The sequence below is a fragment of the Pseudoflavonifractor sp. genome, assembly GCF_050943825.1.
Classification (GTDB): Bacteria; Bacillota; Clostridia; order Oscillospirales; family Oscillospiraceae; genus Pseudoflavonifractor.
On sequence record NZ_JBMNPX010000001.1, the window covers coordinates 90618 to 115891 of the forward strand.

General features: G+C 57.9%; 22 protein-coding genes, 1 other RNA gene, 1 pseudogene and 1 other annotated feature. Of the genes and pseudogenes, 23 read left to right on the forward strand and 1 reads right to left on the reverse strand.

Features of this window, described 5'->3' with window-relative positions; all coding sequences use genetic code 11:
- Positions 1–72: 72 nt before the first annotated feature.
- The 14 genes from nusB to ACOX7T_RS00550 all read left to right on the forward strand — a co-directional run bounded on the left by nusB (position 73) and on the right by ACOX7T_RS00550 (position 13386).
- Complete coding sequence (nusB, locus tag ACOX7T_RS00485; RefSeq protein ID WP_433438811.1) at positions 73–603, forward strand: transcription antitermination factor NusB; 531 nt, start codon at positions 73–75, stop codon at positions 601–603.
- Positions 600–1547 carry a Kae1-like domain-containing protein gene (locus tag ACOX7T_RS00490; RefSeq protein ID WP_433438813.1) on the forward strand — a complete coding sequence of 316 codons (948 nt, stop codon included), beginning with the start codon at positions 600–602 and terminating at the stop codon, positions 1545–1547. Before nusB ends, ACOX7T_RS00490 begins: the two co-directional genes overlap by 4 nt.
- Positions 1537–2736: an exodeoxyribonuclease VII large subunit gene (gene xseA, locus ACOX7T_RS00495; RefSeq protein ID WP_433438815.1), complete on the forward strand. Its 1200-nt coding sequence runs from the start codon at positions 1537–1539 to the stop codon at positions 2734–2736. The genes ACOX7T_RS00490 and xseA overlap by 11 nt, the downstream gene beginning before the upstream one ends.
- 7 nt (positions 2737–2743) lie before the next feature.
- Positions 2744–2977, forward strand: coding sequence for an exodeoxyribonuclease VII small subunit (gene xseB, locus ACOX7T_RS00500; protein ID WP_433438817.1), 234 nt, complete (start codon positions 2744–2746; stop codon positions 2975–2977).
- 117 nt (positions 2978–3094) lie between these two features.
- Entirely contained in the window at positions 3095–3976 is an 882-nt protein-coding gene (locus ACOX7T_RS00505; RefSeq protein ID WP_433438819.1) for a polyprenyl synthetase family protein, read from the forward strand.
- 6 nt (positions 3977–3982) lie between these two features.
- The gene (locus tag ACOX7T_RS00510) at positions 3983–4447 is read left to right on the forward strand and encodes a divergent PAP2 family protein (RefSeq protein ID WP_433438821.1); all 465 of its coding nucleotides are present in this window, start codon (positions 3983–3985) and stop codon (positions 4445–4447) included.
- Between the two features lie 20 nt (positions 4448–4467).
- The gene (dxs, locus tag ACOX7T_RS00515; protein WP_433438823.1) at positions 4468–6315 is read left to right on the forward strand and encodes a 1-deoxy-D-xylulose-5-phosphate synthase; all 1848 of its coding nucleotides are present in this window, start codon (positions 4468–4470) and stop codon (positions 6313–6315) included.
- Complete coding sequence (locus tag ACOX7T_RS00520) at positions 6308–7114, forward strand: TlyA family RNA methyltransferase (protein ID WP_433438825.1); 807 nt, start codon at positions 6308–6310, stop codon at positions 7112–7114. Before dxs ends, ACOX7T_RS00520 begins: the two co-directional genes overlap by 8 nt.
- A gap of 4 nt (positions 7115–7118) precedes the next feature.
- Complete coding sequence (locus tag ACOX7T_RS00525) at positions 7119–7985, forward strand: NAD(+)/NADH kinase (protein WP_433438827.1); 867 nt, start codon at positions 7119–7121, stop codon at positions 7983–7985.
- 5 nt (positions 7986–7990) lie between these two features.
- Entirely contained in the window at positions 7991–8443 is a 453-nt protein-coding gene (locus ACOX7T_RS00530) for an arginine repressor (RefSeq protein ID WP_006572560.1), read from the forward strand.
- Positions 8444–8470: 27 nt separating this feature from the next.
- On the forward strand, positions 8471–10168 hold the full coding sequence (gene recN, locus ACOX7T_RS00535; RefSeq protein WP_433438829.1) for a DNA repair protein RecN: 1698 nt from the start codon (positions 8471–8473) through the stop codon (positions 10166–10168).
- Between the two features lie 95 nt (positions 10169–10263).
- Positions 10264–10509: a binding site (T-box leader), on the forward strand.
- A 45-nt stretch (positions 10510–10554) separates the two neighbouring features.
- The gene (locus ACOX7T_RS00540; RefSeq protein WP_433438831.1) at positions 10555–10848 is read left to right on the forward strand and encodes a zinc ribbon domain-containing protein; all 294 of its coding nucleotides are present in this window, start codon (positions 10555–10557) and stop codon (positions 10846–10848) included.
- A 29-nt stretch (positions 10849–10877) separates the two neighbouring features.
- Positions 10878–12104 (forward strand): tyrosine--tRNA ligase, encoded by a 1227-nt coding sequence (tyrS, locus tag ACOX7T_RS00545; protein ID WP_433438833.1) that lies wholly within the window; start codon positions 10878–10880, stop codon positions 12102–12104.
- A gap of 94 nt (positions 12105–12198) precedes the next feature.
- A complete protein-coding gene (locus tag ACOX7T_RS00550) occupies positions 12199–13386 on the forward strand; it encodes an AI-2E family transporter (RefSeq protein WP_433438835.1) in 1188 nt (395 codons plus the stop codon).
- A 50-nt stretch (positions 13387–13436) separates the two neighbouring features.
- Here ACOX7T_RS00550 and rnpB read toward each other — a convergent pair.
- Positions 13437–13786: RNase P RNA component class A (gene rnpB, locus ACOX7T_RS00555), an RNA gene on the reverse strand.
- A gap of 149 nt (positions 13787–13935) precedes the next feature.
- Here rnpB and murD point away from each other — a divergent pair.
- From murD to ACOX7T_RS00600, 9 genes and pseudogenes are all read left to right on the forward strand, one after another.
- Positions 13936–15318, forward strand: a pseudogene (gene murD, locus ACOX7T_RS00560) (UDP-N-acetylmuramoyl-L-alanine--D-glutamate ligase); the annotation flags it as partial.
- A 153-nt stretch (positions 15319–15471) separates the two neighbouring features.
- Positions 15472–16386: a M42 family peptidase gene (locus tag ACOX7T_RS00565; RefSeq protein WP_433439566.1), complete on the forward strand. Its 915-nt coding sequence runs from the start codon at positions 15472–15474 to the stop codon at positions 16384–16386.
- Positions 16380–17411 carry a M42 family metallopeptidase gene (locus ACOX7T_RS00570; protein WP_433438837.1) on the forward strand — a complete coding sequence of 344 codons (1032 nt, stop codon included), beginning with the start codon at positions 16380–16382 and terminating at the stop codon, positions 17409–17411. The genes ACOX7T_RS00565 and ACOX7T_RS00570 overlap by 7 nt, the downstream gene beginning before the upstream one ends.
- A 3-nt stretch (positions 17412–17414) precedes the next feature.
- Positions 17415–18413 (forward strand): M42 family metallopeptidase, encoded by a 999-nt coding sequence (locus ACOX7T_RS00575; protein WP_433438839.1) that lies wholly within the window; start codon positions 17415–17417, stop codon positions 18411–18413.
- Positions 18414–18466: 53 nt separating this feature from the next.
- Positions 18467–19717 (forward strand): aminotransferase class I/II-fold pyridoxal phosphate-dependent enzyme, encoded by a 1251-nt coding sequence (locus ACOX7T_RS00580; RefSeq protein ID WP_433438841.1) that lies wholly within the window; start codon positions 18467–18469, stop codon positions 19715–19717.
- A 58-nt stretch (positions 19718–19775) separates the two neighbouring features.
- Positions 19776–20465 (forward strand): sporulation protein YunB, encoded by a 690-nt coding sequence (yunB, locus tag ACOX7T_RS00585; RefSeq protein ID WP_433438843.1) that lies wholly within the window; start codon positions 19776–19778, stop codon positions 20463–20465.
- Between the two features lie 78 nt (positions 20466–20543).
- Positions 20544–21203, forward strand: a complete 660-nt coding sequence (locus ACOX7T_RS00590) for a VanZ family protein (protein WP_433438845.1) — start codon at positions 20544–20546, stop codon at positions 21201–21203.
- Entirely contained in the window at positions 21157–23151 is a 1995-nt protein-coding gene (gene ligA, locus ACOX7T_RS00595; protein ID WP_433438847.1) for an NAD-dependent DNA ligase LigA, read from the forward strand. The genes ACOX7T_RS00590 and ligA overlap by 47 nt, the downstream gene beginning before the upstream one ends.
- Positions 23152–23674: 523 nt before the next feature.
- A complete protein-coding gene (locus ACOX7T_RS00600; RefSeq protein ID WP_433438849.1) occupies positions 23675–25192 on the forward strand; it encodes a DUF3794 and LysM peptidoglycan-binding domain-containing protein in 1518 nt (505 codons plus the stop codon).
- Positions 25193–25274 lie beyond the last annotated feature (82 nt).

Consider the following 25274-nt stretch of genomic DNA (forward strand, 5'->3'; position numbering starts at 1 on the left):
ATATTCATTGGACTATCCATTCACGAGAGAAATAGAGGGGCCGGCAGAACGGCCCATGACGGAGGAAGAAACATGACCAGGACCAACGCCAGAGAAATTGCCGTGCACCTCACCTTTGAGCTCAGCTTTACCAACCAGACCGCAGATGAGCTCCTGGATACGGCCCTGACGCGCGCTACTTTTGCGCTCATCGGGGAAGAGGAGCCTCTTTACGCCGAATATCCCAACGCCAAACAGCGGGAGTACATAAGTGAGCTGGTGCGGGGCGTGTATCTCCACTGCCCCGAGCTGGACGACTATATCTCCCGCTACGCCATCGGCTGGACCTTCTCCCGGATTCCCCGGGTGGCGGTAGCCATAATGCGGGTGGCCATGTATGAGATTCTCTATATGCAGGACGTGCCCAATGCCGCTGCCATCAATGAGGCCCTGGAGATTGCCAAAGGATATGAGACGCCCGAGGTTGTCTCCTTTATCAACGGCATTCTGGGCTCCTTTGTCCGCAAGGAATCCATTCCGGAGCGAACGTCCGACTTCCAGGCAGAGGATATTTTCGATGCCGAGCCTGCCGCCGGTGAGGATGCGGAGGCCCCCAAGGCATGACAGGACTGCGCTGTCTGGGCTTGGACACCAGCAATTACACCACCTCTGTGGCCGTGTTTGACGGAACCACAGGGGAGAATATCGGGCACCTGCTGGATGTGCCTTCCGGTACCCTGGGCCTGCGCCAGAGCGACGCTCTCTTCCAGCACGTGAAGCGGCTGCCCAGCCTTTTTGAGCAGCTCCACGAAAGGAATTTGCTCTGTGAACTGGCTGCCGTGGGTGCCAGCACCCGCCCCCGTGCGGTGGACGGCTCCTATATGCCCTGCTTCCTGGCAGGAGAGGGGCAGGGGAGAGCGCTGTCCGCTGCTTTGAATGTGCCCTTTTTCCCGGTGTCCCACCAGCAGGGACACATTGCTGCTGCCGCCTGGTCCGCTGGCCGGCTGGATCTGCTGGATGAGCCTATTCTGGCATGGCACCTCTCCGGCGGCACCACGGAGCTGCTGTATGTGGAGCCGGAGGGCGTCAATGTCCGTGCACAGGCCATCGGCGGTACCAGCGACATCTCTGCCGGTCAGCTCATTGACCGGACCGGAAAGCTGCTGGGGCTGGATTTTCCTGCCGGAAAGGCGCTGGACGCTCTGGCACGGGAATCTCAGAGCGAAAAGCGGTTTAAGGTAAAGCTCAACGGCTGTTCCTTCTCTCTCTCCGGTGTAGAAAACCAGGTGAAGGCTATGGCAGAGCGGGGGGAAGCCCCTGCTGACATCGCCCGTTTTGCGCTGAACACCATTGCCGATGCGGTCGCCAGGGCCACAGCGGCTGCACTGGGGGAGCATCCTGGCCTGAGTGTGCTTTGCTCCGGCGGCGTGGCCTCCAACAGCCTGCTGCGTGAGAAGCTGAAGGGAGCGGTCTTTGCCGAGCCCAGATTCTCTACGGATAACGCTATGGGTGTGGCCATTTTGGTTTGGCGGAGCCTGAAGGCGAAGGAGCACAGCCATGAGGAATGACACAGTCTATTCCGTCACGCAGGTCAATCAGTACATCAAGGACGTGCTGGATGGCGATAGGACCCTCTCCGGCATCTATATCCGGGGCGAGATCTCCAACTATAAGATGTATCCTTCCGGACACCATTATTTCTCTATGAAGGACGAGGGAGGAGCTATCCGCTGTGTCATGTTCCGCAGAGAGGCCTCCGCCCTGCGCTTCCGCCCGGAGAACGGCATGAAGGTGGTGGCCTTCGGTCGGGTGACGGTGTTTCCACGGGACGGGCAGTATCAGCTCTATGTCAGCGCCCTGACACCTGACGGTGTGGGTGACCTCTATATGGCCTTCGAGCAGCTCAAAGCCAAGCTGTATGCCGAAGGGCTGTTTGACCCGGCCCACAAAAAGCCCATTCCCCGTTTTCCACGGCGGATTGCCCTGGTGACTTCGGCCGCCGGCGCGGCAGTACGGGATATGCTGCGGATTCTGGGCGCGCGGTGGCCTATGGCAGAGGTGGCTGTGGTGCCTGTACGGGTTCAGGGGGCAGAGGCCCCCGGTGAAATTGCTGCGGCGCTGGGGTGGGTCAACCGCCTTGGGTGGGCCGACCTCATCATCACCGGCCGGGGCGGCGGTTCCATGGAGGACCTGTGGGCCTTCAACGAGGAGGTTGTGGCCCGGGCTATTTATGTGTCCAGAATTCCCGTGATCTCTGCGGTCGGCCACGAGCCGGATGTGACCATCGCCGATTTTGTAGCGGATTTGCGCGCTGCAACACCCTCAAACGCAGCGGAGCTGGCTGTCCCGGATCAAAATGATGTGGCAGGCCAATTAAAGCAGCTGTCGGCACGGATGGAGCAGGCTATGACCAGACGTTTGGGTGAGCTATCCTCCAAATTGGAACAGCTGTCAGGCAGCCGGGCTTTACAGAATCCGATGAACTATGTTGAGGACCGCAGGGTACTGCTGGATTACCAGCGCACCCGTCTGGCCCACGGACTTTCAGGTGCGCTGAGCCGGGAGCGGCAGCGCTTTGCCCGGCTGGCAGCGTCTCTGGACGCCATGAGCCCCCTGAAGGTGCTGGCCAGAGGCTACGCCATTCCACAGCGGGAGGACGGCACTGTGGTGCGCTCCAAGGAGGAAGTGGCAGCAGGTGATTCTCTGCGCCTGAGAGTGGCAGATGGAGAGATTCCTTGTATTGTAAAGGAGCATTGATTGACAGATGGCAGAGAAAAAGCTGACCTTTGAACAGGCAATGGCCCGTCTGGAGGAGATTGTCTCCCGGCTGGAGCGGGGAGACGCGCCGCTGGAGGATGCCCTGGCTCTCTTTGAGGAGGGGACAAGCCTGATGAAGAAGTGCTCCACTATGCTGGACAAGGCGGAGCAGAAGGTTATCAAGCTGACCGCCGCCCCGGATGGGACGCCAGTAGAGCAGCCAATGGACCAGAGCGTGTGATAGTTTTGACCAGCAGGGGGCGCAGTGTGTGGCGCGCCCCTATGCGGCCTTTCCGGCACGGGACGGCCTGCTTTGCAGGTTCACGCCGAAGTTTTGCAGAACAAAGGAGTTTCCGGGATGATGTATGATGAAGTGCTTCGCGCAGACTGCGCCCTGGTAGAGGACTATCTTCAGCACTGTTTTGCCGGGCGGGATTCCCGTGCCGATCTATATGATGCCATGCTGTACAGCCTGTTGGCCGGCGGAAAGCGCATCCGGCCCGTGCTGGCGCTGGAGACCTGCCGTATGTGCGGTGGAGACGTGACCACAGCCCTTCCGTTTGCGTGCGCGGTGGAGATGATCCATACTTATTCCCTGATTCACGACGATTTGCCCTGCATGGACGATGACGATTTACGCCGGGGCCGTCCCACCAACCATAAGGTCTACGGTGAGGCTACTGCTGTCCTGGCTGGGGACGCGCTGCTGACCGCTGCGTTTGAGACGATTGCCGAGCACGGAACAGCTTTAAGCGCAGAGCGGGCATTGGCCGCCTCTGCCTGCCTTGGCCGTGCGGCAGGAGCCCGGGGTATGGTGGGCGGACAGGCGCTGGATATGGCAGGTGAGGGACATTCTCTCTCGCTGTCTGAGGTGGAGGAGCTGCAGCGGCTGAAAACCGGTGAGCTCATCTCTGCGGCAGCGGAAATAGGCTGTATTGTGGCCGGCGGCGGAGAACAGGAGCTTGCCGCGGTGCGGCGATATGCCAAGCTGCTGGGCCTTGCGTTCCAAATCCGCGATGACATGCTGGACGTAGAAGGCGACGAGGCTAAGCTGGGTAAGCCCATTGGCTCCGATGCCGCCAACGAGAAAGTGACCTTTGTCAGCCTTAAGGGTATGGAGGCCTGTGAAAAGCTGGTAAGCGAAAAGACGGAAGCGGCCAAAGAAGCCCTTCGCAGCACATTTAAGGACGCCGGATTCCTGTGCTGGCTGGCAGATAAACTGGTAAAACGGGAGAAGTGACCATATATGGAACTGAATGCCGCCAATTACCATCTGGGCAATTTAATTCTGATTCTGGCTGCCCTTTCCTGGGCTGTAGCACAGGTGTTGAAGGTGGTCATCCAGCTTCTGACCAAGCGGCGGCTTGACTGGCGCCGGATTTGGGGGAGTGGCGGGATGCCCAGCTCACACTCCGCCTTTGTCTGTGCCTGTGCTGCGTCCACCGGCATGCTGTACGGCTTCTCCTCTCCGCTCTTTGCCATTGCGGCGGTCATTGCCATTGTAGTCATGTACGATGCCGCCAATGTGCGGAAAGCTGCAGGAGAGCAGGCAAAAATCCTCAACTATATGATGGACCACTGGAGCGAGATGAAGCCGGAGCTTTTTGGCAAGGAACTGAAAGAGCTCCTGGGGCACACACCCATGCAGGTCATTATGGGGGCGCTTCTGGGCGTAGCCATTGGACTGCTGGGGACCTTTCTCATTCGATAAGTCATTCATACGAGGTGCTTATGATTCAGCAGGCGGATATTCCGGATATAAAGCATATAACGGACTGTGAAGCTGAGGCGCTTTGCACCCGGCTTCGTGCCAGCATTATTGACTCGGTATCCAAAACAGGTGGGCACCTGGCCTCCAATCTGGGTGCTGTGGAGATTACCGTGGCGCTTCATCGGGTATTTGACTTTACCCGGGATAGGCTGGTCTTTGACGTAGGACATCAGTGTTATACCCACAAGATTTTGACGGGCAGGGCAGATGAGATGCCCAGCCTTCGAACCTTCAGTGGTATTGCGGGTTTTCCAAAGCCTTCGGAGAGTGTATGTGACGCATTTATTGCCGGTCATGCATCCAATTCTGTCTCCGTAGCCACTGGTATGGCCAGGGGACGGACCCTGATGGGGGAGGACTACTGCGTCATCACGCTCATCGGAGACGGTGCCCTGACAGGTGGACTGGCCTATGAGGGGCTTTCTGACGCCGGCAACAGCGGAGAACGGATGATAGTCATTCTCAATGACAACGGAATGTCCATCACGAAAAATGTGGGTGGAATTGCGGAGCATCTGGCCAGACAGAGACTGAAGCCTCAGTATCTCCGCTTCAAAAAAGGCTATCGGAAGATAACCAGCACAGTGCCTGGCGGCAAGACGCTCTATCGGATTACACACAGAGTGAAGAAGGCAGTGAAAGAGACCCTGCTGCCCTGTTCCTTTTTTGAGGATATGGGCTTCACATATCTTGGCCCCGTGGATGGCCATGATGTAAAAGGATTGACCCGCCTCCTCCGGTACGCCAAGGATATCGAAGGCCCAGTTTTACTCCATGTAAGGACTGTGAAGGGAAAAGGCTATACGCCTGCTGAGCGTAATCCGGATCAGTTTCACGGCGTTGGCCGCTTCTGTGTTCAGACTGGAGAGCCGCTGTCAGGCGGGAGCTCTAATTTTTCTGCCGTTTTTGGCGAGACGCTGTGTGAACTGGCACAGGCTGACCGGAGAATTTGCGCCATTACAGCAGCGATGCGGGACGGAACCGGCCTGAAGGAATTTGCCGGCAAATTTCCTGCACGATATTTTGATGTGGGAATTGCAGAGGGTCATGCGGCTGCAATGGCAGCCGGTATGGCCAAGCAGGGACTGACGCCGGTCTTTGCGGTGTATTCTACCTTCCTTCAGCGCAGCTATGACATGCTGATCCATGATATTGCCATTCAAGGCCTGCATGTGATACTGGCAGTAGACCGGGCCGGTCTGGTGGGGGAGGACGGTGAAACCCACCATGGTGTTTTTGATGTGGCTTTTCTTGACACGGTTCCCGGTATGACAGTTCTCTGCCCGGCCAGCTTTTCTGAGCTGAGGACAATGCTTGCCTATGCTGTAAAGGAGCTTAGCGGTCCTGTTGCACTGCGATATCCTCGCGGTGGAGAAGGAGAATATACAGCAGATTCCGGTACTGGACACGCTGCTTTGCTCCGGCAGGGAGAAGATATTACGCTGGTGGGATATGGCGTCATGATAAACGAGGTGCTTCGCTGTGCCGATGCGCTCTCTTCCTGCGGCGTATCAGCTGAGGTTATAAAGCTGAATACCATTACACCTATTGATGTTACACTTGTTCAATCTTCAATTTCCAAAACAACCCGGCTTCTGGTGGCAGAGGATGTTATGGATGCCAATTGTGTAGGCCGTCGGCTGGCTGCAGAGCTGGCCCTGGCGGGAACCCCGGCTGCACATACCGTGCTCTGTAATTTGGGCAGTTCCTTTGTGACACATGGATCCGTGGCTGAGCTGCGGAAGCTCTGTGGGTTGGATGGTGAAAGTCTCTGCCGGAAGGCGCTGGAGGTCTGTAAGCATGGCTAAAAAACGGTTGGACGTTCTGCTCTGTGAACGGGGGCTGATGGAGAGCCGTCAAAAAGCACAGGCGGTTATTATGGCGGGCCAGGTCTATGTGGCAGGGCAGAAGGTGGAGAAGGCAGGCGCACCGGTCGAGGAGAACGCTGAAATTGAGGTGCAGGGCAAGACCCTGGCCTATGTCAGCCGGGGCGGCCTCAAGCTGGAAAAAGCGATGCAGACCTTTCCTATTCAGCTCTCAGGTGCGATTTGCGGCGATATTGGCGCATCTACCGGCGGATTTACTGACTGCATGCTTCAAAATGGCGCGTCCAAGGTCTATGCCGTGGACGTGGGCTACGGACAGCTGGCCTGGAGCCTGCGAAGTGATGAGCGGGTAATCTGCATGGAACGGACCAACGCCAGATATCTCACCCATGAACAGATTCCTGATGAGCTGGACTTTGCCAGCATAGATGTCTCCTTCATTTCGCTCAGATTGATTTTGCCCGCTGTGCGGGGATTGCTCAAAGAAGATGGCCATGTGGTCTGTCTGGTGAAGCCCCAGTTTGAGGCGGGTAAAGAGAAGGTGGGGAAGAAGGGTGTCGTACGTGATCCCAAGGTCCACCTGGAGGTGCTGGAGCAGTTCCTGATCAATGCCAGAGAGGCTGACTTCACTGTAAAGGATATGACCTTTTCTCCTGTCCGAGGGCCGGAGGGAAATATAGAATACCTGGGCTTTTTGTCTGCCGGAGCCTCTGACGCTGTATGGAGCGGAGATCTGGAGGCCCTGGTGGAGGCCTCTCATAACGCCTTAGAGAAGGAATGAGTTTATGAAAGTTGTGCTGAGCCCGAATCCATATCGGGACAAGGGCTTGCGGGCGGCCCAGGCCGCAGACCGCATTCTGAAAGCAGCCGGTGTTGAGACCGCAATCTGCCTCCCGTTTACGCCGGAAAAGAGCAGTCGGATTGAACTGCCCAGGAATCTTCACTTTTCCGATATGCAGCGGGAACTGGCCGGTGCGGATGTGCTGATATGCTTTGGCGGCGACGGCACAATTCTTCACGCTGCAAAGGATGCCAATGCCCATAATGTCCCCATTCTGGGCGTCAATCTTGGCAGCGTCGGTTTTATGGCGGAGCTGGAGCAGGGTGAGCTGCAGCAGCTGACCAAGCTGGCCTCTGGAAAATATAGCATCGAGTCCCGGATGATGCTGGATGTAAAAGTGTTCCATGAGGGAAAACAGGTTTATGAGGACATTGCATTGAATGATGCCGTCATCACAAAAGGAGCAGTGGCACGTATCATCGACTTCTCTGTGTTTGGCGACAGAAAATTGGTCTCTGATTTCTCAGGCGACGGTGTTGTGGTCTGTACCCCTACCGGATCCACCGCTTACTCCATGTCTGCCGGCGGACCGATTGTGGAGCCCACAGCTGAAAATCTGATTGTAACGCCTATCTGCGCCCATGTGCTCTATTCCCGCTCTATGGTACTTAGCTGTGAGCGGACGGTAGCCATTCGGATGGGACGGCTGGCCAGAAAGACGGCTTATCTCTCTGTTGACGGAGGAAAGGCCCATAAGCTCTCCGGCGGAGATGTGGTTGAGGTACGGAAATCCAAAGCACAGACCAGGCTGGTGTGCCTTACCGGCCGCAGCTTTTACGAAATTCTCCATCAGAAACTTGGAAACGGGTGAGATGCATGAAAAGTAAGCGACAGGAAGAGATTCTCCGCATTATTGAAGAGGTGGACGTGGAAACCCAGGATCAGCTTCTGGAGCAACTCCGGCTTCGGGGTGTCACCTCCACTCAGGCAACCATTTCCCGGGATATTAAAGAGCTCCACCTGATTAAGGAGCTAACTGGATATGGGACCTATAAATATGTGGTTTCTGAGCGGAAGACCTCTCTCAATTTTGCCGGACGCCTGCGGACCATCTTTAAGGAAGGCGTAACGTCCTTTGATATGGCGCAGAACATTGTGGTGGTCAAGACCATGCCCGGCCTGGCCTCTGCAGCCTGTGCGGCAGTGGACGGCATGGAGATTCCGGATCTAGTAGGGAGCCTGGCAGGAGATGATACTGCACTCCTGATCATGCGTACCAATGAGGCTGCTGCCGAGTTCTGCAACGAAATTCACAAGATGCTGAAGTAAAGTTCCGCCGGATGGACGGTGATTGCTGTGCTCTCTCTGCTTCATATTGAAAATATTGCGGTGATTGAATCGGCGGATATCCGGTTTGATGCCGGCTTCAACGCCCTCACCGGTGAAACCGGCGCGGGAAAATCCATTGTAATTGACGCCATTGGCGCAGTGATTGGAGAGCGTACCAGCCGGGATCTTATCCGTACCGGGGCCAAATCCGCTCTGGTGGAGGCGGTCTTTACCCAGCTGCCCAACCTGGCTTGGTTTGAGGAGAATGGGATGGCGCCTGATGAGGACGGCAGCCTGATACTCCGCCGGGAGATTCACCCGGACGGAAAGAACACCTGCCGCCTGGGCGGGCGGCTCCTTACCGTCTCTCAGCTGAAGGCCCTTGGCAGCCAGCTGGTGAATATCCACGGTCAGCATGACGGCCAGCAGCTGCTGGATGAACGGTGCCACCTGAGCTATTTGGATTCCTTTGGCGGTACAGGTGCGGTGCTGGAGGATTATCAGTGCGCTTACAGCACACTGACCACAATCCGGCGGGAGATGGACGCGCTGCGGATGGATGAGGCGGAGCGGGCTAGACGGATTGACAGCCTGAATTACCAGATTGCTGAGTTGGAACGGGCTCAGCTCAAGGCTGGGGAAGAGGCTGCGCTGACAGAGCGCCGTACTCTGCTGCGCAATGCGGGCAAGCTCATCGAGGCGGTAGAGCGGGCATGTTTTGCGCTGTCCGGAGACGAAGACCAGGATGGCGCAGCTTCTCTTCTGGCCACAGCGGAGGATGCCTTGGGACCGGCCGCTGGCATGAGCACAGCGGCGGCCGGGATTTTAGAGCAGGTGACAGAGTTGCGCTGTACTGCCGATGATGTAGCGGAGACTTTGCGGGATCTGCGGGAGAGCTTCGATTTTGAACCCGGAGAGCTGGATGAACTGGAGAGCCGGCTGGATATTATCTATCGGCTGAAAAAGAAGTACGGTAGCTCTGAGGAGGAAATGCTGGCCTATCTGGACCGGTGTAAAAAGGAACTGGACGACATTCAGTATGCGGATGATACGATTGTCCGACTGGAGAAAAAATATGCCGCGGCTTTGAAAGAAGCACACCGTAAAGCGGGAATGCTTTCCGAGCAGCGGCGTGAAGCGGCTCAGGCGCTCCAAGACAGGATCCAGAAAGAACTGGCCCAACTCGATATGCCGAAGGTACGTTTTCAGGTGGAGTTCAGTCCCAAAAACTGTGATGAGGGACTGGACAGCACTGGCATGGATGAGGTGCAGTTCCTCATGTCTGCCAATGTGGGCGAGGCACTGAAGCCCATTCAGAAAATAGCCTCCGGCGGTGAGCTGGCCCGTATTATGCTGGCGCTGAAAAACGTGCTGGCTGAAAATGATGATGTAACCACCCTTGTCTTTGACGAGGTGGATACCGGAGTTTCCGGCAGGGCGGCCCAGAAGGTGGCGGAGAAGATGGCTGATGTGGCCCGGCACAAGCAGGTGCTTTGTGTCACCCATTTGCCGCAGATTGCCGCTATGGCGGACGTGCATTTCTCTGTCCAGAAGGGAGAGAGAAAGGGAAGGACCTTTACAGAGGTGGCCCGACTGGATCGGGACGCTCGGAAAGCGGAGTTGGCCCGTCTGACCTCCGGCGAGGAGATTACGCCGGCGGCGCTGGCCAGCGCGGGAGAGCTGCTTGATGGCGCACTGCGCTATAAGCAACTCCGCAAAAGCTAAGTTTTGTTGAGTTGTGACTGAAAGGACTTTCTTAAAGCACTAGGTCTTTCCGCTTGACAAAATTGTTTGGACATACTATAATTCAAGCCAATATAGCTACTGCGATGACAGGGAAGAGTAACGGCAAAACGCTCCGCCCAGAGAGCCCCCGGTTTGGTGAGAGGGGGAGGGAGCATGCTGTGAATACACCTTGGAGCAGCCGCCTGAACATGGAGTTCCATTATTAGGGCTGTGTCGGGTGCGCCCGTTATCGCGCCGGGGTGTGTTGGCACTCCATGAGGCCGTCTCTGTGAGGAGGCGGCGAACCAGAGGTGGTACCGCGTAATAACTACGCCCTCTGTCCGCAATGGACAGGGGGCGTTTTCTGTGCCTCAAGGAGGTGTTGTATGGAGCGCGAGATATGCATTCGCTGCGGCGGAGAGATGGTTCACATTGGTCAGGAACACCTGCAAATGGGAAAGTACGGTTGGATATTGGGCGGACTGGACAACCTGATATCCGGAGCCCTGACTGTGGATATATACTGCTGCCGCAAGTGCAAAAAGCTGGAGTTCTATGCTGTTGAGCCTCCGGAAGAAGAAACGGAGGACAGCATCGCCCGGACACCGTGCCCCTACTGCGGCCAGCTCCATGAGATGGATGACGCCAAATGTCCCTACTGCGGAAAACGTCTTTATTGAATTGAAATGAAAGAAAAAGGAGAATTGATATGACCATTTATGACGAACTGAAGGCCCGCGGCCTGGTGGCCCAGGTTACCGATGAGGAAGAGATCAAGGAGCTCATCAACAACGGCAAGGCCACTTTCTATATTGGATTTGACCCCACTGCCGACTCCCTCCACGTGGGCCACTTTATGGCGCTGATGCTGATGCGCCGGCTCCAGAAGGCAGGCAACCGGCCCATCGCCCTCATTGGCGGCGGCACCGGCATGGTGGGCGATCCCTCCGGCCGCACCGATATGCGTTCCATGATGACCGTGGAGACCATCCAGCACAACTGTGAGTGCTTCAAGAAGCAGATGAGTAAGTTCATCGATTTCTCCGAGGGCAAGGCTCTGATGCTCAACAACGCCGACTGGCTGATGAAGCTCAACTATGTGGAGTTGCTGCGTGAGGTGGGCGCCTGCTTCTCTGTCAACAACATGCTGCGGGCTGAGTGCTACAAGCAGCGCATGGAGAAGGGTCTCAGCTTCCTGGAGTTCAACTACATGATTATGCAGTCCTATGACTTCTACCACATGTTCCAGACCATCGGCTGCAACCTGCAGTGCGGCGGCGATGACCAGTGGTCCAATATGTTGGGCGGCACCGAACTCATCCGCCGCAAGCTGGGTAAGGACGCCTATGCCATGACCATTACCCTGCTGCTCACCTCTGAGGGCAAGAAGATGGGCAAGACCCAGAAGGGCGCCGTCTGGCTGGATCCGGAGAAGACCACCCCCTATGAGTTCTACCAGTACTGGCGCAACATTGGCGATGCCGATGTGCTCAAGTGCCTGCGGATGCTCACCGACCTGCCTCTGGAGCAGATTGACGAGATGGACAAGTGGGAAGGCGCTCAGCTCAATACCGCCAAGGAGATTCTGGCCTATGAGCTGACCAAGCTGGTTCACAGCGAGGAGGAGGCCGTGAAGGCTCAGGACGCCGCTCGTGCCCTCTTCTCCCAGGGCGGTGACAAGGCCAACATGCCCACCACCACCCTCACCGCCGATGACCTGACCGACGGCGCTGTGGCCGTACTGGACCTGATGCTCAAGTGTGGCCTGGTGCCCTCCAAGAAAGAGGCCCGCCGCCTGGTGGAGCAGGGCGGCGTGGAGGTCGACGGTGTAAAGGTAGCGGACATTACCCGTTCCTTTACGGCTGAAGAGCTGTCCGGAGAGGGTGTTATCCTGAAGAAGGGTAAGAAGGTATATCACCGCGCCCTGCTTGGCTGATAGAAACGGGCATCCCAATTGGGATGCCCGTTTTCCATTGCGTCCCCCCGGAGAGCGTGGTACAATGAGAGAAAGTGGAAAGGGGAAGTGGTATATGGAGGATAAGGGGTCAAAGCGAAAATGGTACCTGCTTGATGGCAGGGCGATCTCCAATCTTCTGGTGGTTCTGATCGGCATTTTATTCTATATGGCGCTGGCCAATTTTGATGCACTTCAGTCAAAGGCGGATAAGCTGCTAGGCGTTCTGTCGCCGTTCATCGCCGGTTTTGCCATTGCGTATCTGCTCAATACGCCGATGGAATTCTTTGAGCGCAACGTCTATCATAACCTTCGGCATAAGAGAGGGCTCTCTGTTCTGACAGTGTATCTTCTGGCGCTTGTTGTGGTGGTGATTCTCCTGAATCTGATCCTGCCGCAAGTTATTGAGAGTATTATGGCGCTGGGAAGCAATATGTCCACCTATCTGAGCAATCTGAACCGTTTTGCGCAGAAAATCATTGACCAGTATCACCTGGAAGGTGAGGGCCTTACCGACCTGGTGACACTCTATCAGAACATGCTTAAGCGGGTTGCTGAGTGGGCATCCCAAAAGGTGCCTGAGCTGTTGAGCCTGGGCGTTGCGGTAGGTAATGTGCTGATCTCCGCCATTACGGCCCTGATCTCTTCGGTCTATATGTTGGCGGGAAAGGGACGGCTGGTGCCGCAGCTCAAGAAAATCATCTATGCTTTCGTTCCCACAGCAAAGGCCAATCGCTTTCTTGGCATCTGCCGGCACGCTAACGGCGTGTTCGTAGGCTTTATCAACGGGAAAATCATCGACAGTGCCATCATCGGTGTGCTGTGCTTTGTCTTGAATCTGATTTTCCGTATTCCATTCCCAATGCTGGTGGCAGTGGTAGTTGGTGTAACCAACGTTATCCCATTCTTCGGGCCCATTATCGGTGCGGTTCCCTGTATCATGATCCTGATTATTGTGGATCCGTGGGCAGCGCTGCGTTTTGGCGTACTGGTTATCGCACTCCAGCAGTTTGACGGAAACATCCTCGGCCCCAAGATTCTGGGCGACAGCACCGGCCTCGACGCCATCTGGGTACTGGTGGCTATCATCGTGGGCGGCGGCTTGTTCGGCTTCCCCGGTATGCTGCTGGGCGTTCCGACCTTTGCGGTGATATATGCCCTGGTACGGGACTGGACCAATTCCAGGCTTAGGGTGAAGGGGATTGACGGCAACGGAAATCCCGTTGCTGCTGCCGGCGGCGAGACAGAAGAAACACAAAAATAGCCATTAAAAAAGCTCCGATTCCATATGGAATCGGAGCTTTTTAGACAAAAGTGGCAAGTAAGCCTGTAAGCCGGGTTCTGTCTTTTAAGACAGCCATCTATCTAGCCGCACCGTTGCCGGTACGGTCAAGCCGCCTCCTGAGAACGGCCGGGCCGGCCATATGTTCTCCCACGGCGTTGCTCCGGATAGAGGTTACAGCGACGAGCAGTTCCCAGTCGTCGGGCGGGCTCTTACCTCCGCCTTTCCACCCTTACCACGCCAAAGCGTGGCGGTATATCTCTGTTGCCCTTTTCCTAGGGTCGCCCCCGGCGGGTGTTACCCGTTATCCTTGCCCTGCGGAGCCCGGACTTTCCTCATATCGGGCCTTTCGGCCTCGATCCGCGGCTGTCCAGCTTACTTGCGCGGGGTATATTGTACCGTATTGGAAAAGAAATGTCAAATAAAACTGCGATGTACTTTGGTGGATATCAGAGTTGCGATTGAAATTTATGTGTTTGGGTTATATAATATAAAAGTTAAGGACTGATTTTTCCGAAGGGGGGAATTCCTATGAATTCCACAATACAGGAATATTTAGATTCCCTGCGGGGAAAGCGTATCGCGGTCATCGGCATTGGCGTGTCCAATACACCGCTGATCAAGATGCTACTGCGGGCCGGATTGTCTGTAACGGCCTGCGACAAGAAAGAACGGGAGGACTTTGACGGCCTCATTGAAGAGCTGGAGAGCCTGGGAGCGGAGGTACGCCTGGGCCCCGACTACATGGATGGCCTGGATCAGGACATTATCTTCCGCACACCCGGACTGCGGCCGGATGTAACGCCTCTGCTGGCCGCCCGGGAGCGGGGGAGTGTCATCACCTCGGAGATGGAAGTGTTCTTCCAGGTCTGCCCCTGCAAGATAATCGGCGTCACTGGAAGCGATGGAAAAACCACAACCACCACAATTATCTCCGAACTGCTGAAAAAGGCGGGGTACAATGTCTATGTAGGCGGAAATATCGGCAAGCCTCTGCTGGCTGAGACGCCGAATATGGAGCCGGATGACATGGTGGTGCTGGAGCTGTCTTCCTTCCAGCTGATGACCATGGACATGAGCCCTGACATCGCAGTTGTCACCAATGTGGCCCCTAACCATCTGGACGTACATAAGTCCATGGATGAGTACGTGGCCGCAAAGGAGAACATTTTTGCCTATCAGAGCACAGAAAACCTGGCTGTATTCAACTGGGACAATGAAATTACCCGCAGCTTCTCCAAAAAAGCGCCGGGTAATGTGATGTGCTTCAGCCGCTGTGAGATACTGGAGCGGGGCGTCTATGTGAAGGACGAGGCCATCTGGTGCTCCGATCGAGATGGCCATCGGAAGGTGCTCCCGCTGTCCGAAATCCTTCTGCCCGGCAACCACAACGTGGAGAACTATATGGCTGCTATCGCAGCGGTCAACGGCCTGGTGTCTGATGAGACCATCCGGCTCTTTGCCCGCAGCTTCGGCGGTGTGGAGCACCGTATTGAGCTGGTGCGGACCGTGGACGGCGTCCGGTACTACAATGACTCCATTGCCTCCAGCCCCACCCGTACCATTGCCGGACTGCGCTCCTTTGAGGAAAAGGTGATTCTGATTGCCGGCGGCTATGACAAACACATTCCGTTTGATGTGCTGGGACCTGAAATCATCGAACATGTAAAGGAACTTATCCTGACAGGTGATACAGCGGAGAAAATCCGCACTGCCGTAGAAAGCGCCCCTGGTTATAACGGCAGCAACCCACCCATCCGGATGTATCAGGACTTTGAGCAGGCCGTTCTGGCCGCCCACAGCATGGCTCAGCCGGGGGATGTAGTCATTCTGTCTCCTGCCTGTGCCTCGTTCGACCGGTTTAAGAACTTTATGGAGCGGGGCAACGCCTTCAAGCGGATTGTGCGAGAGCTGAACCCCACTGAAAAGGACGTGACTTATTTGGATATTCGAAACACGCTGGAGCGGCTGTGCAGTCAATGCGCTCCCTCCGGCTTTGAGCGGCCTGCGGCTGAGACGGCCGCAGAGCTTCTGCGCCCCTTTGTGGATGAGGTCTCCATCGACCGGATGGGCAATGTGGTTGGCGTGCGCCGCTGCGGAAAGGAGAACGCGCCCCGTCTGCTGCTGGATGCCCATCTGGACGAGATCGGCCTGATTGTTACCGGTGTGGAGGACGGTTTTCTCCGCTTCCGCAGCATCGGCGGCGTAGACCCCCGTATGCTGCCCGACCGGGAGCTGACCATCTTGACAGAGCCCCCTATTTTCGGTGTCGTGGCCTGCATGCCGCCCCATGTGCTCAAGAAAGAGGATTCTGATAAGGCGCTTCCCCTGAATGATCTCTTCATCGACATTGGCATGAGCCAGGAGGAGGCGGAGAAGGCTGTGCCGGTGGGCACTCCCATTGTGTACCGGGGCGGCTGTTTCCCGCTGGGAGAGCAGCAGGTGTGCGGCAAGTCCATGGACGACCGGGCCTGCTTTGTGACGTTGCTCCGGGTGGCCGAGCTGCTGAAGGACAGGGAGCTGGACTTGGATCTCTATATCATGGGCAGCACCCGGGAGGAGGTCTCCGGCGCAGGTGCCAAGGCAGGTACCTTTGCCATTGACCCGGATTACTGCGTGGCGGTGGACGTGACCCACGGCCGGACGCCGGATGGCCCCAAGGATCGCTCCTGTGAGCTCTTCGGCGGCCCTGCCATCGGCATTGGTCCCAACATGACCAGCTGGATGACTCGCCGAATGAAGGCAAAGGCAGAGGAAAACCAGATTCCCTGGCAGCCCGAGGTCATGGCCGGTCACACTGGTACCAACGGCTGGCATATGCAGATCAGCCGGGAGGGGGTGGCTACCTCCGTTATCTCTCTGCCGCTGAAATATATGCACACACCCATTGAGGTGCTGGCTCTGGAGGATGTGGAGTCTGTAGCCAAGCTGCTGGCCGCCTTCGCCGAGGGCCTGGGAGAGGAGGCGGAAGTCCTGTGCTGAAAGATACCATTCGTGATCTGTGCCTGATGGACGGTGTGTCCAGCTTTGAGGAGGACGTGCGGGCCTATATCAAGGCCGCGGCCGCTCCTTATGCCGACGAGATGCGGGTTGACCCCATGGGCAGCCTGATTGTCTTTAAGAAGGGTAAAAAGTCCACTGGTTCCAAGCTGCTGCTGGCCGCCCATATGGACGAGGTGGGATTGATTATCCGCAGCATCACCGATGAGGGTTACCTGAAGTTCTCCTGCGTGGGAGGAATTGATCGCCGGGTGCTTATCGGCAAGGCTGTCCGGGTAGGAAAGAACCGCCTTCCCGGCGTCATCGGTCTGAAGGCCTACCACCTGGTCAGCGAGGAAGAGGAGAAAAAGGTCCCCAAGGTGGAGGACCTCTATCTGGATATCGGCGCCAGGAGCAAGGAAGAGGCAGAGAAGCTGGTTGAGATTGGCGAATTTGCCGCCTTTGACAGCGACTGGACCGAGTTCGGCAGCGGCTATGTGAAGGCCAAGGCCCTGGATGACCGTGTGGGCTGCGCCGTCATGCTGGAGCTGCTGAAGGAGGACCTGCCCATGGACTGCACCTTTGCGTTTACTGTGCAGGAGGAGGTGGGCTGCCGGGGTGCCTTCGGTGCGGCCTTTTCCGTTGATCCCAAGATTGCCCTGGTGCTGGAGACCACCACTGCCGCCGATCTGGCTGGCACTCACGCCCACAAGCAGGTCTGCACCCTGGGCAAAGGCCCTGTCATCCCCTTTATGGACGGCGGCTCTGTGGCCGACCGGGGGCTCTTTGAGCTGATGCGGGACCTGGCTGATGAAAATCAGATCCCCTGGCAGACCAAGCACTATATCGCCGGCGGCAACGATGCCTCTGCTATCCAGCGCAGCCGGGAGGGTGTGCGCACCATTGTGATGAGCGCCGCCGTCCGTTATCTTCACGCCCCCGCCAGCGTGGCCTGTCTGGGGGACTTTGACCACATCTTAAACCTGGCACGGCTTTTCATCGGGGCCATTGCCGGACAGGAGGAGTAATCAATGGATATTCTCAAGACGCTCCAGGCGCTCAACGCCTGTCATGGTCCCGCCGGTGATGAGGCCGGTATCGCTGATGTCATCGAATCGCTCGCCGCGCCCTACGCCGACAAGATTAAGCGGGACACTATGGGTAATCTGATTGTCCGTAAGAAGGGCAAAGGACCCAAGATTATGTTTGCCGCCCATATGGACTCCATTGGCTTTATTGTCACCCACATCGACGAGCACGGCTTCCTCCGGTTCGGCAAGGTGGGCGGGCTCCACCCCTTTGACCTGTTGAGCACTGCCGTCCGCTTTAAGAACGGCGTCCGGGGTGTGGTGTGTCTGGACAACAGCGTGGCGGCCAAGGACATGACCCTGGAGAACCTGTATCTGGACATCGGCGCCAAGGACGCCGAGGAGGCCAAGTCTATGGTCCGAGTAGGGGATACCGCTGTGTATGACACGCCTACCTTCGCCGCTGGCGACCGCATTGTCTCTCCCTACATGGACAACCGCATCTCCTGCGTGGTGCTGCTGATGGCCCTGGAGCAGCTAAAGGACAGCGACAATGACCTGTACTTTGTCTTTACCGTTCAGGAGGAGCTGGGCCTGCGGGGTGCCCGCACCGCCGCCTTCGGCATCGACCCTGACTTCGGCGTGGCGGTGGATGTGACCCCTGCCGATGATGAGATGAACCCCAAGCACTCCGGCAGCAGCGTGACTGGCGGTGGAGCGGCCATCAAGGTGATGGACAGCTCGGTGATTTGCCATCCTCAGGTGGTCCGCACCATGGAGAAGCTGGCGGAGGAGAAGGGTATTAATTTCCAGATGGATGTGATCCGGGCCGGCGGTACCGATGCGGGAGCCATCCATCAGACACGCTCCGGCGTACCCAGCGGCGGAATTTCCATCCCTTGCCGCTATGTGCATTCGCCCGCCGAGATGGTGGATCGCCGGGACGTGGAGGCCTGCGCCGCCCTAGTGGCCGCTTTTGCCGAGGCAGCACACAAAGACTAATTTTTATCCGATATAAAAGAAAAATTTAGATAGAATGGAATGTGTAAAAGATAATGTCTTTACAGTTAAGTGACAAGGTTCTCGCCCTGGCGGCTCAGGCACAAGCCGATCTGCGGCCCCAGTTTGACCGCATTGACGCCATTGCTGAGGAGAACACCCGCAAGGTACTCGCTGCGTTTCAGAAGCACCGGGTGGCCGAGGGCTACTTTGCCGGCACCACAGGCTACGGCTACGATGACCTGGGCCGGGATAAGTTGGACGAGATCTACGCCGATATTTTTGGCACTGAGGACGCCCTGGTCCGGGTTCAGTTTGTCAACGGCACCCACGCCATTACCTGCGCCCTCTTCGGCGCACTGAAGCCGGGCGATATTCTGGTCTCTGCCGTGGGCGCACCCTACGATACCCTGCTGGGCGTCATCGGCGTGGTGCCCAAAGGGCACGGCTCCCTGATGGAGTACGGCGTAGAATACCGTCAAGTTAAATTGCTTGACAATGCGCCTAACAAGGACGGTCTGGCCGCTGCGGTGCGGGACCCCAGAGTGAAGGCTGTGCTGATCCAGCGGTCGAAGGGCTACTCCACCCGCTCTTCTCTGTCTGTGGCGGAGATTGGTGAGCTGTGTGCTGTGGTGCGGGAGAACAATCCCGACGCCGCTATCCTGGTGGACAACTGCTACGGTGAGTTTGTGGAGACCATCGAACCCACCCAGGCCGGTGCTGACCTGGTGGTGGGCTCTCTCATTAAGAACCCGGGCGGCGGCCTGGCCCCTGCGGGCGGGTATATTGCCGGCCGGCGTGACCTGGTGGAGGGGGCCGCCATGCGCCTCACTGCTCCCGGCATCGGCCGGGAGTGCGGCGCCTCTCTGGGCAGCAACCGCAGCTTCTATCAAGGACTTTTCCTTGCCCCCCATACCACCGCTCAGGCGGTCGAAACGGCAGTGTTTGCCGCCCGCATGATGGAGCTGCTGGGCTACAAGACAGAGCCCGCCTCCGATGCTGTGCGACACGACATCATTCAGATGATTCACTTCGGCAGCCCTGAGCCCCTCAAGCGGTTCTGCAAGGGTATCCAGTTCGGCGCCCCTGTGGACTCTTACGTGACTCCCGAGCCCTGGGATATGCCGGGTTACGATTGCCAGGTCATCATGGCGGCAGGTGCCTTCATCCAGGGCGCCTCCATCGAGCTGTCCTGCGACGCGCCCATGCGGGAGCCCTATACGGCTTACCTCCAGGGCGGCCTGACTTATGAGAGCGGAAAGGCCGGCGTCCTGCTGGCGGTGGAGGAGCTGCTGCGGGAAGGCTGAATTTCCCGTTTTAAGACGAGCCGGGCCGCGCATAGACTCTCCATAGGGGGTGACCCGTATGGAGAAATGGAGACGGTATTTCTGGCCCCGCTGGCGGCTCCGGCAGCGTATCAGGCGGCAGGGGAGCGGTATACAGCTACTTCTTGCAGCCGCCCTTGGCCTAGCGCTGGCGGTGCTGCTGATCAGCTTTCTGGACAGCAAGGCCCGGCCTGTCATTGCCGCTATGGCAAAGAGCCGGGTAGAGAATATCGTCACAGGCATCATAGAGACGGAAATTAGCAAGACGCTGGCCCAGGAAGCTGTAGCATACGACGATATCATCACCTTCCGGACCGACAGCAGTGGCCGAATCACCGCCTTCACCAGCAACTCAGCCGAGATGAACCGCCTGAGGACAGAGCTTCTCAGCGCGGTCATTGCCCAGGTGGACACACTGGACACCGGCACTTTAGGAATCCCTCTGGGAAATCTGCTGCCCTTTTCTGCCTTGGCGGAGAAGGGGCCGCTGCTTCCGGTGCGTATTCGCTCCATTGGCGGCGCAGATGCGTCATTTGAGCACGTGTTTACCGCAGAGGGTATCAACCAGACTCATCACCAAATCATGCTCAACCTATCGGTATCCCTAACCCTGCTGATCCCCGGCGGGCCGCTGGATACCCAGGTAAGCGCACAGGTCTGTGTGGCGGAGACTGTGCTTGTGGGTGAGGTGCCGGACACCTATTTGAGCATTCCGGGGCAAGACAGTTGAAATCGTAAGAAAAGCGCAAGGAATCGGCCCTCTTTCTGTGATAAAATGGTGTCAATCAAGAGAGAAAGAGGTGCCGGATTGAATACGCTGCTTTGGTACTGGGAGATTACCTGGGACTATATCTACGAGATGCTGCCCTGTGTGGTGCTGGCCGCCGTGGCCTTTTTCCTGCTTCGCCCCGTGCGTCGGCACCGTTTTGAACAGCTTGGTTTCACCAGCAGTGTCTGGCGGGAAGGAGCACTGCTGATTTTTGTGCTGTTCTGCGCCGGACTGGCTGCCCTGACCGTGTTTCCGTCCGGATTCTGGGGTGGACTGATGCATGGCTATCTGCCTGCAGAGGGATGGCTGGGCTGGCATGGCCACGGCATGTATCTGCAGGTTACCATTCTGGCGGAGCTGCTGGAAGGCAGCAAGTGGGGCATCTACATGCTGTTGGGCAATGTGGTCATGTTCCTGCCTCTGGGCTTTTTCCCGGCGCTGCTTTGGCGGCGGCCCCGTTGGTGGCGGTCCGTGTTGGCCGCAGGAGGTGCCTCACTGTTCATTGAGATTGTGCAGATTTTTGTGGGCCGCAGCAGCGATATCAATGATTTAATTCTCAATACACTGGGTGGTCTGACAGGGTATGGCCTTTACAGGCTGTTGGCCCGACTGGCCCCCGGATTCACCCGAAAATTCCAAGTGGAGGTCCCCTATGGACGAGATTCAGGAGATAGCACTGCTCCGGGCAGAGCTGAATAAGGCCAGCTACGAGTACTATGTGCTGGATAACCCCACCATGTCCGACTATGACTTTGACCACAAGCTCCGTCGTCTGGAGGAGCTGGAGCAGGCCCACCCGGACCAGATTACCGAGGACTCGCCCACCCGCCGGGTCGGGGGACAGGTGGCGGAGGGTTTCCAGGAGGTCACCCATGAGGTCCCTCTGGAGAGCCTTCAGGACGTCTTTGACCTGGAGGAGCTGGGAGACTTTGTCCGGCGTGTTCAGGAGAGCCTGGATGGTAAGGCAGAGTTTGACGTGGAGCCCAAGGTAGACGGACTCTCTGTGGCCTTGGAGTACCGGGAAGGCCTGTTCGTCCGGGGCGCTACCCGTGGCGATGGCCGGGTGGGGGAGGACGTGACCGAGAACCTGAAGACCATCCGCTCTCTTCCGCTCCGCCTGCCGGAGCCCATTCCTCAGCTCATCGTCCGCGGCGAGGTCTATATGTCCAAAAAGGTCTTTGAGCAGCTCAATGCGGAGCGTGAAATCAAAGGCGAGGCCCTGTTTGCTAATCCCCGGAACGCTGCGGCCGGCTCTCTGCGTCAGCTGGACCCCAAGGTGGCCGCATCCCGCAAGCTGGACATTGTAGTCTTCAACATTCAGAAAGCGGAGGGCGCGGAATTCAGCACCCACACCGAGACCCTGGACTACTTGGAGCGTCAGCAGTTCCGGGTAATCCCCCGTACTCTGTGTACCAGTATGGAGGAGATTGGCGCCCGCATCGCTGCAATCGGCGACGGTCGCGAGAAATTTCCCTACGATATCGACGGCGCGGTTGTAAAGCTGAACAGCCTTGCAGACCGGAAAGTTCTTGGCTCTACCTCAAAATTCCCACGGTGGGCTGCTGCCTACAAGTACCCGCCCGAGCAGAAGGAGAGCGTGGTGGAGGACATTGTGGTCCAGGTCGGCCGGACCGGTGTGCTCACGCCTAAGGCGGTTGTAAAGCCAGTCCGCCTTGCAGGTACCACAGTGACAAACGCCACCCTCCATAACCAGGATTTCATTACGGAGAAGGATATCCGCATCGGGGACACCGTTCTGGTTCAGAAGGCGGGGGAGATCATCCCGGAGATTGTCTCTGTGGTGAAGGAGAAGCGGCCTGATGGGACCGTGCCCTACCATCTGCCTGACCACTGCCCAGTGTGCGGCGCACCGGTGGCCAGGGACGAGGACGGGGCCCATATCCGCTGCACCGGCGCGGAGTGCCCCGCCCAGTTGCTGCGCCACCTGGCCCACTTTGCCTCCCGGGACGCCATGGACATCGATGGCCTTGGGCCCGCTGTTATGGAGGCGCTCATCAACGCCGGTATGGTAAAGACCCCGGCCGACCTCTACTCTCTGGCCCCGGAAGCGGTGGCTCAGTTGGATCGGATGGGTAAGAAGAGCGCGGAAAACCTGGCTGCTGCCATTGACCGCTCCAAGGGCGCCGGTCTTGCCAGGCTGCTCTTTGCCTTCGGCATTCGCCAGGTGGGACAGAAGGCGGGTAAGATTCTGGCATCCCATTTCTCCACCATGGACGCCCTGCTGGTGGCCACGGAGGAGGACTTTACCGCCGTCCCGGACGTGGGCGCTATCACCGCCAAAAGCCTCTGGGAGTGGCTCCACAGCCCCCAGAGCCAGCATCTTATTCAGAACCTGCGGGAGGCCGGTGTGGTGATGGAGAACACCGACGCCCCCACCGGAGACGCACTGACGGGCAAGACCTTTGTGCTGACCGGTTCCCTGGAGCGCTTCACCCGTGACGAGGCAGGCGCTCAGATTGAGGCGCTGGGCGGTAAGGTGTCCGGCTCGGTCTCCAAAAAGACCAGCTATGTGGTAGCGGGCGAGGCCGCAGGCTCCAAGCTGAAAAAGGCCCAGGACCTGGGTATCCCCGTGCTCACGGAGGAGGAATTCATCACCATGCTCCGGGAGCTGGGCGCCACAATTTAATCAGACACAGAGAAAAAGACAGCGGCAGCGGCCGGCTCACATGAGTCGGCCGCTGTTTTCATTCTCACGCACATTTTTAACTCCAGACCGCTTTTCTGCACCTCTTTCCGCCCAGAGCCGTATACTGGCTTGGGTGCGCTCGGGCAGAAGGCAAAGACTGAACGGCGCCGCCCGGACACATGCAGGAAGGAGGCGCACCGATGCGTCTGCCCAGTAGACGAACGGCAAAGACCGCTGCAGCCTGCGCGCTGGGCGCGGCTGTACTGCTCTTTCCAGGAAGCGTTCTGATGTTGGCCGCCGGGGCTGTCCTGGGCTTCTGGGGCTGCGTCAGGCTGGAACAGCGAAACCATGAATCACAGTAAGGAGGGTAATGGAATGAAAATTGTTGTGGTACGATCCCCGAAGGCGTTCCGCGGTATTCTGAAAGCCATTTTTGGCCTACGCTGACATATTGCCCACTCCTTGTACATAGAATTTCACAGCATGAATTGGGCGGAAGAGCCCCTACAAGGAGTGGAATGCAATGGAGCTGACATTAAACCGCAACTGTCTGAGCTGTTACGACGCCGTGCTGGAGACCACGGTGTTCCATGAGGAGACCATGGAGATGATCGTCCCCGACGCCTGCCCCGATATTCTCCGCATCGTGGATACCGCCGGGATGGTGTGCATCAAGGACAAGGGAACCCAGGAGGGGCGGGTGGAGGTGACCGGTACTGCCCGCTGCTCCGTGCTCTACCTGCCAGATGGGGAGAGCGGCCTGCGCCGCATTGAGGCCAACATCCCGTTCTTTTGTACCGCAGACGGCCCCGGCATCACGCCTGGCTGCTCTGTTGTGGCAGTCCCCAGAGTACAGACGGCGGACACCCGAGTCATCAACCCCAGAAAAGTGGTGGTGCGGGTCAATCTGGCCATTGACCTACGGGTATACGCCAAAGGGGAGAATAACCTCTGTTCCGGCGCCGAGTGGGAGTCCGGCATGGTTGTGGAGCAGCTGAAGGAGGTCCAGGACACTTATATCCCAGTATGTGTACAGGAAAAACCTTTTACATTCTCCGATGAGCTGACCATCTCCGGCAGCCGGCCTGAGGCGGAGGAGCTGCTCAAATGCCGCCCCGATCTGGTGTGCAGCGAGTCCAAAATCATCGGCAACAAGCTGATTTTCAAGGGAGAGGCGGTGCTGCATCTCTGCTACCGTTCAGGGGACGGGACTCTTTGCACCGTGGACTACGAGCTTCCGTTCTCCCAGATTATGGAGGTCTCGGGGGCAGGGGAGGAGGCCGACTGTGATCTGGAGGTCCTGCTGACCGATCTGACCTGCACCCTGAGCCCCGGGGACGGGCGGACGGTCTCGGTGTCCATGGGGCTGCTGGCCCAGGCTGTGGTGTGGGAGCGGCGGAGTGTGGAGCTGCTGACCGACCTGTACGGCGTCTCCTGTGAGCTGACGCCGGAGTTCCAGCCCTGCACCTTCCACAGCTTGTTGGAGCGCAGCACCCGGCGGCAGACTCCCCGGGAGATCATTGAAACCGGGACCATGGCCAAGCTGGTGTCCGACGCCAGGGTGAGCATCGGGCAGGTGACCCAGACCAGGGAGGCGGACCGGCTTATCCTCACCGCCGAGGCCATGCTTACGGTGGTATATACCGCCGAGGACAACGAGATCTACGCGGTGTCCAGACAGGTCTCCGTGCCCTGCCAGTTAGAGCTGCCGGAGGGCAGCAGATGCTCCTGCGCCTGCCGGTGTGCGGGGGAGATCTACGCCACACCCACCAGCGGTGGCATTGAGGTCCGGTTTGATGTGGACTTCTCCTATCTGGCCCAGAGCACCCGGCGGGTCTCTGCCGTAGCGGATGTACAGGTAGGGGAGGCGGAGTCCAGGGAGGACGCACCCTCCATTGTCCTGCGGGTGGTGAGCCATGAGCGGCTGTGGGACATCGCCAAGACCTACCGGACCACCATGGACGACATTCTCCAGGCCAACGAGCTGGAGAGCGGCACGGAGCTGGCCGGCCGGCTTCTGCTCATCCCCCGGCGGCGCTGAATAGGGAATCAAAACGCCCTCTCCGTTATGCGGAGAGGGCGCTGCTCTGTGTAGGAGTCCGTTCCTACGGCCGTGATTTCAC